Consider the following 6458-nt stretch of genomic DNA (forward strand, 5'->3'; position numbering starts at 1 on the left):
ACAGACCATTAAACTTTAAAGTTATGTATAAGAAAATAATAGCCTTTTCAATAGCTGTCGTGACGATGGTAGCCTGTACGACGGTTCCGATCACAGGCCGCAGACAGCTGAGCCTGGTGTCAGACGCGCAGATGCAGCAAATGAGCTACGATGCCTACGACCAGTTCCTGAAAGAAAACAAGCTCTCCCGTGACGCCCAGGCCACGGCCATGGTAAAGCGTGCCGGCCAGCGCATACAGCGTGCCGTGGAGCAGTACATGGCTGCCAACAACATGTCCGATCAGTTGCAGGGCTTCCAGTGGGAGTTCAACCTGATAGAGGATGATCAGATAAATGCCTGGGCCATGGCGGGCGGTAAGACGGTCGTGTATACCGGTATACTGCCGGTAGCTCAGAACGAAACTGGGCTAGCTGTAGTCATGGGACACGAAATTGCCCACGCCATTGCCAAGCATGGCAACGAGCGTATGAGTCAGCAGTTGGCCCAGCAGTTTGGTGGTCAGACCCTGTCGGCCCTGGCCGGAACACAGCCAGGTATTGCCCAGAACCTGATCATGACCGTGTATGGCGCCGGCTCCACGCTGGGACTGCTGAAGTATGGCCGTAACCAGGAGAGTGAAGCGGATCAGTTAGGCCTTGTGTTTATGGCGATGGCAGGATACAATCCGCAGGAAGCTATTCCGTTCTGGGAGCGTATGGAAGCCAAGTCTGGCGGCCAGGCACCACCGGAATTCCTGAGCACGCACCCGAGCGCGGGTACACGCCGGGCTACGCTGCAGAAGTATATGCCGGAAGCAATGAAATACTATAAGAAATAATTCACCTGATAAAATCTACATGACCCGAAAACCTTCTGCCGGCAGTTGGCACGTGGTGCTGACTTGTCTCCGCCCTTTGCTGGCCCTGACATTGCTTGTTCTACTGGCTGTCGGTTGTACGCGCCGGGAGTCTTTTCCGGAAGAAAGTGAAGGGGAGCCCCTCGATGCCGAGGCCCCGCCAGCCTATGACGGGCAGCTGCTGGCTCAGGTGGTTTTTGACAGTGTGGATTACATTGTGCCGCGCCAGGAACTGATGCAGCCTTTCATCAAGGAGTTCGGCAACGGTACGGTAGTAGACAAAGTGATGATTCACAAGGTGCAGGACAACAAGGACATCGCAGCAACTTATTACCTCGTGGGGTTGGGTATACGCAATGGTTCTTTCCGGTCGATGGCCCTGGAACTGGATGTGGCGTCGGACAATAGCCTATACCTGAGCAGCAAAGCGGGTAAGCATATGTGCGAAGCAAGTGCCGGCTGTGAATTCTGTTACTTTACGTTTGCAGACAATAAGATCGTCGGTTGCCAATGCTCCACCCGGGCGGCCGGATATAACTGCACCCATAAGTTTCAGGAGGGCAACTCCCTGCTGAAGGGAGCGCGGCTTAACCGGACCAGGGTGGATTAAGCAGAGAGCTATACCTATACCTTATAAATGAGCAGGGCTGCCAGATTACTGGCAGCCCTGCTCATTTATAAGGTATAGCGTTTTACTATTCTTTCATCTTGTTCCTTCTTCCATCCTGAAAATACTGATCATGACACGCTGCTTTGCATGTTGCGAAGCCGGATGCGGGTCAGTATCTTTTTGGTGTAGAGCGGGAATTCGCCCTTCATCATCCAGTCATAATAGCTGGGTTCTTTTTTCAGCACGTCCTCTACCGGTACATTCCGGTACTTGCCGAAGTTGAAAACCTCCTGTCCGGCGTTGTTGTACACGATGCGGCCTGCCAGGTCAGCTGATTTTTCGAAAGTGAACTTGTGAAGTTGTGCCATATCGTTCTGGATAGGAACCTCTTCAATCCCTTCTGTTACTTCCACTGCCGTGTTTTCATAGCGGTCCAGCTGCGCCATCAGGATGTGATAGGTGGCAATCGTGTCGGCTTCGGCACTGTGCGCGTTTTCAAGTGTCTTGTTGCAGTAATACTTGTAGGCCGCAGAAAGCGTACGCTTCTCCATCATATGGAAAATACGGCAGGCATCCACGACATGGCGGTTATCCAGGTCGAAGTCTATACCTACCCGCAGAAACTCCTCTGCCAGCAGCGGAATGTCAAACCGTACCAGGTTGTAGCCTCCCAGGTCACAGCCTTTCAGAAACTGGTCCAGGTCCCGTGCTATCTGGTTAAAGGTAGCGCAGTCCTTCACGTCCTCATCGTATATCTTGTGTATCAGGCTCGACTCCAGCGGGATCGGGATCGTCGGGTTGATACGGCGCGTCTTGAGAACTTCTTCTCCGTTCGGCTTTATTTTCAGCACACTGATCTCTACAATGCGGTCTTTGCAGATGTCGGTGCCGGTCGTTTCCAGGTCAAAGAATACGATGGGGCGCTTGAGGTGCAGTTTCATGGTATGGGTGGTTTACAGAACCGCTTTTGTCAGCGCCTCCAGGTCAATTTTATCGTAAGTGCCTGAGCTCATCAGCAGCAGGTTGGTGTTTTGCCAGTTCATATCGACCAGGTATTGCTGTAGCGCAGCCGAGTCGGTAAACACCTGCAGGCGCGGATTCTGGAAAGCTGTCTTGAGTTCTTCTTCCGAGATCATCTCCATCCGCTTCTGGGCAATGGTATGGGGACTGAAGAAAACGACCGGTACATCGGCTTTGTCCAGCGCACCGCTATACTGTGGCAGGAAATTCTTATTCAGGCTGCTGAAGGTATGCAACTCGATGCAGGCCACCAGCCGGCGTTGCGGAAACTGTGCCTTCACGGCTTCGGTCGTAGCTTTTACTTTGGAAGGAGCATGGGCAAAATCCCGGTAAATGACAGAACTGTCGTTCTCACCCAGTTTTTCCAGGCGTTTAGCTGCCCCTTTGAAGGTTTTGAGCGCCTGGTAGAAGTCGTGTGCTTTGATACCCAGCTTTTTGGTCACTTCCCGGGCGGCGCTGATGTTGCGCAGGTTATGTTCCCCGAAGAGCTGTATTTCCACATCCCCTTCTTTTTTGGTATGCAGGATGGTTTTGCCATGCTGGATGCTGTGCGGATGCACGCTGTAGCCGGTGTAGGCGATATCGGCGGGGTTGCGGGGCACGGCCACCAGCAGCACCTGCTCGTCGTCCTGGTTGTAAATAAGCGTGCCGGCTTTCGGCGTCATTTCGGCAAAGATGCGGAACTGCTCCCGGTAGATCTCCGGGGTAGGGAACACGTTGATGTGATCCCAGCTGATGCCGCTGATCACCCCGATGTGGTGGTGGTAGAGGTGGAACTTGGGTATGCGCTTGATCGGGTCGGAGAGGTACTCGTCGCCTTCAATGATGATGATCGGAGCATCTTCGGTCAGCTTCACCATCCGGTCAAAGCCTTCGAGCTGTGCCCCAACGGCATAGTCAAACAAGCGGCCGCAGTGCTGTAGCACATGCATGATGATGGACGTGATAGAGGTTTTGCCATGGCTGCCACCGATCACAATGCGCTGCTTGTGTTTGCTTTGCTCGTAAATAAACTCCGGGAAAGAGTATACCGGTATACCTGCCTCCCGGGCACGCTGCAGCTCCGGGTTGTCGGGGCGGGCGTGCATACCCAGTATCACGGCGTCCGGCCTGGTGTCCAGTTTCTCCGGGTACCAGCCTTCCTGCCCGGGCAATATCCCCGCAGCGGCCAGCCGGCTTTTGGCCGGCTCAAATATCTCGTCGTCTGATCCTGTTACTGTTATACCCTGATCGTGCAGCGCCAATGCCAGGTTGTGCATGATGCTGCCGCCGATGGCTATCAGGTGAATGTGCTTGAATTCCGTTCTCTCCATATTCCGCTCTAAGTCTGTTAGCAAACTCACAAATTTATGATTCCTCGCCTAAATAAAAATAGCAATACCCTAATATGTGGATATCTTCCGTATTTTGTGGATTACTTGGGCGCCTTACTTTTTAAATTTGTGCTATGGAGGAGATGAAAATGAACGTGCGGCAAACAGGTAACCGCAGCGGGTGGAACAAAAAAGCCCCTGTGATGGCGGAGCTGGGCAAAAAGCCGCCGCAGGCACTGGATTTGGAAGAGGCCGTGTTAGGCGCTCTCATGTTGGAAAAGGATGCGCTGACGACAGTAATTGATATTCTGAGGCCGAGTAGCTTTTACAAAGAAGCCCATCAACGCATATTTAAAGCGATCATCGGGTTATTCGATAAGTCGGAGCCGGTCGATATCCTGACGGTGACCCACGAGCTGCGTGAGAACGGCGAACTGGAGCTTGCAGGAGGCGCTTATTACGTAACCCAGCTCACAACCCGCGTGAACTCGGCAGCCAACATCGAGTACCACGCCCGTATCATCACCGAAAACTCTATTAAGCGAGACCTGATCTCTATATCCTCCGAGGTACTTTCGAGTGCCTTTGAAGATACGACCGACGTATTCGACCTGCTCGACCGGACCGAGGCGAAGCTGTACGAAGTTTCGGAATCGAACATCCGGAAAAACTTTGATGACATGCGTTCTTTGATGCACACAGCCATCAAGGAACTGGAGGAGAAGCGCAAGCAAACGGACGGACTGACCGGCGTGCCAAGCGGCATGACGGCCCTGGACCGGGTGACCTCCGGCTGGCAGAAATCTGACCTTATCATTTTGGCTGCCCGTCCTGCGATGGGTAAGACCGCCTTTGTACTTTCCTGCCTGCGCAACGCAGCTGTGGACTTCAAAAAGGGGGTGGCGATCTTCTCACTCGAAATGTCCTCGCTGCAGCTCGTGAATCGTTTGATCTCTTCGGAGGCAGAGCTGGATTCTGAAAAAATCAAGAAAGGCAGCCTGGAGGATTACGAGTGGGCGCAGCTCAACCACAAAATCTCGAAACTGACCGAAGCCCCGATCTTCATCGACGATACGCCGGGCCTTTCGATACGCGAGCTGCGTACCAAGTGCCGCCGTCTCAAGGCGCAGTACGATATCCAGATGGTCATCATTGACTACCTGCAGCTGATGAGCGGCAACGCCGACGGCAAGAGCGGCGGTAACCGTGAACAGGAAATCGCCTCCATTTCACGCGCCATGAAAATGCTGGCAAAAGAACTGAACGTACCGGTAATCGCCCTTTCGCAGCTAAGCCGTGCCGTGGAAACCCGCGGGGGCGATAAGCGACCGCAGCTGTCTGACCTTCGTGAATCCGGATCTATTGAGCAGGATGCCGACATGGTGCTATTCCTGTATCGTCCGGAGTACTATGGTATTACCGAAGATGAAATGGGCAACCCGACAGCAGGGGTAGGAGAGGTGATTATAGCCAAGCACCGTAACGGCTCTCTTGAAAATGTTCAATTGAAATTTATTGGCAAATACACGAAGTTTACTAACTTGGATTCCGATTTTGGAGGAGACAGCATGGGCGGCTTTAATGCCTTGCCGAACAGTACCTTCGAAGCCGAGACGCCGGGCGCTATCCGACTCGGCAGCCGCATGAACGATGGCGGCAACGGAGGCGGTGGTTTCCCATCTTCTAATTTTGATGAAGAGCCTCCGTTTTAAGACTTTAGATAATAGACATTAGACACAAGATATAAGGAATAGCTTGTGTTTTAAAGATCCAAAGCCAAAGGATGATTAGCCGCTGTGCTTCGACGCCAGCGGCTTTTCTATGCTACATCCATTCTACTTTCTCATCCAGCGGCACGATACGTTTGCCTTCCGGGTTCATGCTGTCGGCGTAACCCAGGTATAAGATGCCCAGAACCACATCTTCTTCCCGCAGGTGGAGCATGTCTTTCATAGCAGGGTGGTAGGCCATGCCGCCGGAGCCCCAATAGCTGGCTATACCCAAGGTGGTTGCTCCCAGCAGCATATTCTGTATGGCGCAGGAGGTGGCGGCAATTTCTTCGAGTGCCGGAATCTTAGGCAGGTTGCCGCGCTGCATATACGCCACTACGACGTGCGATGCCCGGTCGCCCATGTGCTGTAGTTTCTCAAATTTCTCCTGCTGGTACTTCTCCGGGTTGGTCTGCTGTTTGTAGAGTTCGGCGTGCGCCAGGCAGAAGCCGGCTATCTTGTCCCCGGCGTATACCTTGAACCGCCATGGCTCGGTGTGCCCGTGGGTGGGTGCCCAGTCGGCCAAGGCAAGCAGCTGCCATACCTGTTCATCAGGTATACGCAGTCCATTCATTTTGCCCGGCTTTGTCGTTCGCCGTTGCCGGATGGTATTGCTGATTTCTGAGAATGCTGTATTCATAGTAATTGATTCTTCTTAAGTTGAATCCTGTAAAAGTACGGACTGTAGAGTTAAGGAGGCATTAAATTGTCAGAATCAGGATTTTCAGGATTAGAAGATTTACAAGATTCTCGCATATGCCGGATCCAACCCTTCTTGCCCCTCAGAGCTACACTCGCAAGCTTCGAACTCGCGTTTTCGCTTGTCTAAGGAGGGGAGCCTGCTATTATAGGTCGACGGCTCTTGTTGCGTAGCTGCTGAAGACACCCCTCTGACTCCCCTCAAGGGGAG

General features: G+C 52.9%; 6 protein-coding genes. 3 read left to right on the forward strand and 3 right to left on the reverse strand.

What is annotated here, in order from left to right; translation table 11 throughout:
• Positions 1-23 precede the first annotated feature (23 nt).
• Positions 24-818, forward strand: coding sequence for a M48 family metallopeptidase (locus tag OB13_RS20735; protein ID WP_461492089.1), 795 nt, complete (start codon positions 24-26; stop codon positions 816-818).
• Between the two features lie 19 nt (positions 819-837).
• Positions 838-1446 (forward strand): hypothetical protein, encoded by a 609-nt coding sequence (locus OB13_RS20740; protein ID WP_461492090.1) that lies wholly within the window; start codon positions 838-840, stop codon positions 1444-1446.
• Between the two features lie 128 nt (positions 1447-1574).
• On the opposite strand, the gene OB13_RS20745 is transcribed toward OB13_RS20740, so the two are convergent.
• Together OB13_RS20745 and OB13_RS20750 are read right to left on the reverse strand one after the other, a co-directional pair.
• On the reverse strand, positions 1575-2387 hold the full coding sequence (locus OB13_RS20745) for an exonuclease domain-containing protein (protein ID WP_461492091.1): 813 nt from the start codon (positions 2385-2387) through the stop codon (positions 1575-1577).
• Positions 2388-2399: 12 nt separating this feature from the next.
• Entirely contained in the window at positions 2400-3779 is a 1380-nt protein-coding gene (locus tag OB13_RS20750; RefSeq protein WP_461492092.1) for a UDP-N-acetylmuramate--L-alanine ligase, read from the reverse strand.
• 134 nt (positions 3780-3913) lie between these two features.
• Here OB13_RS20750 and dnaB point away from each other — a divergent pair, with 134 nt between their 5' ends.
• A complete protein-coding gene (gene dnaB / locus OB13_RS20755; protein ID WP_461492093.1) occupies positions 3914-5491 on the forward strand; it encodes a replicative DNA helicase in 1578 nt (525 codons plus the stop codon).
• 112 nt (positions 5492-5603) lie between these two features.
• Here dnaB and OB13_RS20760 read toward each other — a convergent pair whose 3' ends face one another.
• Positions 5604-6188, reverse strand: a complete 585-nt coding sequence (locus tag OB13_RS20760; protein WP_461492094.1) for a nitroreductase family protein — start codon at positions 6186-6188, stop codon at positions 5604-5606.
• Positions 6189-6458 lie beyond the last annotated feature (270 nt).

This window comes from Pontibacter sp. HJ8, from assembly GCF_054824225.1.